The following is a 2382-nucleotide window of genomic DNA, read 5'->3' as shown; positions in this document are numbered from 1 at the left end:
CTCCGTCGTCTGCCGACCGCCCCGCAGCGCCCCCGGGCTCGGGCGCCCGCCCCCCCGCCCCCCCCCCCCCCCCCCCCGCCCCCCCCGCCCCCCCCCCCCCCCCCCCCCCGTGGCTCGCCCCCGCGCCCCCCGTCGACCACGACCCTCGACCCCTCCGGAGGAGAAGCAGTGAAGCGCAGCAAGGCCTACCGCGCCGCCGTCGAGAAGATCGACGCCGACGCCCTCTACGCCCCGCTCGAGGCCGTCCGCCTCGCCCGCGAGACGTCCCTGACCAAGTACGACGGCACCGTCGAGGTCGCCTTCCGCCTGGGCGTGGACCCCCGCAAGGCCGACCAGATGGTGCGCGGCACCGTCAACCTGCCGCACGGCACCGGCAAGACCGCCCGCGTGCTGGTCTTCGCCGTGGGTGAGCGCGCCGCGCAGGCCGAGGCCGCCGGCGCCGACATCGTCGGCGGCGACGAGCTGATCGACGAGGTCGCCAAGGGCCGCCTCGACTTCGACGCCGCCGTGGCCACCCCCGACCTCATGGGCAAGGTCGGTCGCCTGGGCAAGGTGCTGGGCCCGCGCGGCCTGATGCCCAACCCCAAGACCGGCACGGTGACCATGGACGTCGCCAAGGCCGTCACCGAGATCAAGGGCGGCAAGATCGAGTTCCGCACCGACAAGCACGCCAACCTGCACTTCGTCATCGGCAAGGCCTCCTTCAGCGACACCCAGCTGGTGGAGAACTACGCCGCCGCCCTGGACGAGGTGCTGCGGCTGAAGCCGTCGTCGTCGAAGGGCCGCTACCTCAAGAAGGCGACCGTCACCACGACGATGGGCCCCGGCGTGCCGGTGGACCCGACGCTGACCCGCAACCTCACCGAGGAGGGCGCGGCCGTCTGACGCGGCCGCGCGCGAGCGTCGACGGGGGCGGGGTCCGCACGGACCCCGCCCCCGCGGCGCGCCCGGGCCCGGTGCGCCCCGGTCCGGTGCGCCCGGGCCCTCCCGCCCGCCGGCGCGTCGGCAGCACCCCCCGGCGGCGTGTAGGCTTGTCCCGTACCGAAGACCGCCGGTCGCCACCGCTCCGCACGGAGGGGTGGCCGAAGGTCCCGCACGCGGGCGACCTGCGCAGGTGAGCTTGTGCTTCAGCACGGTCCCGCGAGGACCGGCCCGACGCCCCGCGCTCCTGCGCCGGGGCGTTTTCCGCGTCCGGGGCCCGACCGGCTCCCCGAGACCACGGAAGGAGGGCACACATGGCACGAGCGGACAAGGCGGCGGCCGTGAAGGAGATCACGACGCTGTTCAACGAGTCCAACGCCGCGGTGCTCACCGAGTACCGGGGGTTGACCGTCGCTCAGCTCAGCCAGCTGCGCACGACGCTGGGTCCCGACACGACCTACGCGGTCCTGAAGAACACGCTCGCCAGCATCGCGGCGAAGGAGGCCGGAGTCTCGGCCTTCGAGGGGCAGCTCGTCGGCCCCACCGCGATCGCCTTCGTCGCCGGTGACCCGGTCGAGGCGGCCAAGGGCCTGCGTGACTTCGCCAGGACCAACCCCCAGCTCATCGTCAAGGGCGGGGTGCTCGAAGGCCGCGCGATCAGCGCCGCCGACGTCACCGCCCTCGCCGACCTCGAGTCCCGCGAGGTGCTCCTCGCGAAGGTCGCGGGCGTCCTCAAGGCGTCCCAGGCCAGGGCCGCGGCGCTGTTCCAGGCGCCGCTGTCGAAGACCGTCCGCACCGTGGAAGCGCTGCGGGAGAAGCAGGCCGCGGGCTCGCCCGCGCCGGTCGAGGCCCCCGCGGCCGAGACCGTGGACGCCTGAGCACCGCACAGCGCGACCCCGCCCCGCGGGCCGTCCGCGGGACCACCCCAGACACAGGAAGGACCGCCACCATGGCGAAGCTCAGCACCGACGAGCTGCTCGACGCGTTCAAGGAGCTCACCCTCATCGAGCTCTCCGACTTCGTGAAGAAGTTCGAGGAGACCTTCGACGTCACCGCCGCCGCCCCCGTGGCCGTGGCCGCCGCCGGCGGCGCCCCGGGCGCCCCGGCCGAGGCCGCCGAGGAGCAGTCCGAGTTCGACGTCATCCTCGAGTCCGCCGGCGACAAGAAGATCGGCGTCATCAAGGAGGTCCGCGCGCTGACCTCCCTCGGCCTGAAGGAGGCCAAGGACCTCGTCGACGGCGCCCCCAAGCCCGTCCTCGAGAAGGTCAACAAGGAGACCGCGGACAAGGCCAAGGCGCAGCTCGAGGGCGCCGGCGCCACCGTCACCCTCAAGTGAGGACCACCCGGGCCTGAGGGCCCGGGGCAGCACCGCCGGGGGGGGGGGGGGGGGGGGGGGGGGGGGGGGGGGGGGGGGGGGGGGGGGGGGGGGGGGGGGGGGGGGGGGGGGGGGGGGGGGGGGGC

The 2382-nt window shown here is 75.2% G+C and carries 3 protein-coding genes; all 3 read left to right on the top strand.

The annotated features are described in order from the left end of the window. Nucleotides 1-168 precede the first annotated feature (168 nt). The 3 genes from rplA to rplL all read left to right on the top strand — a co-directional run bounded on the left by rplA (nucleotide 169) and on the right by rplL (nucleotide 2257). Nucleotides 169-885: a 50S ribosomal protein L1 gene (gene rplA, locus ACRYMN_RS20770; protein WP_432499322.1), complete on the top strand. Its 717-nt coding sequence runs from the start codon at nucleotides 169-171 to the stop codon at nucleotides 883-885. 350 nt (nucleotides 886-1235) lie between these two features. Continuing rightward, nucleotides 1236-1799, top strand: a complete 564-nt coding sequence (rplJ, locus tag ACRYMN_RS20765) for a 50S ribosomal protein L10 (protein ID WP_432499321.1) — start codon at nucleotides 1236-1238, stop codon at nucleotides 1797-1799. A 71-nt stretch (nucleotides 1800-1870) separates the two neighbouring features. Beyond that, nucleotides 1871-2257: a 50S ribosomal protein L7/L12 gene (rplL, locus tag ACRYMN_RS20760; RefSeq protein WP_432499320.1), complete on the top strand. Its 387-nt coding sequence runs from the start codon at nucleotides 1871-1873 to the stop codon at nucleotides 2255-2257. Nucleotides 2258-2382 lie beyond the last annotated feature (125 nt).

It is taken from the genome of Kineococcus gypseus (assembly GCF_050871305.1).
Lineage (GTDB): Bacteria > Actinomycetota > Actinomycetes > Actinomycetales > Kineococcaceae > Kineococcus > Kineococcus gypseus.
This window is presented reverse-complemented; position numbering and strand designations above follow the sequence as displayed.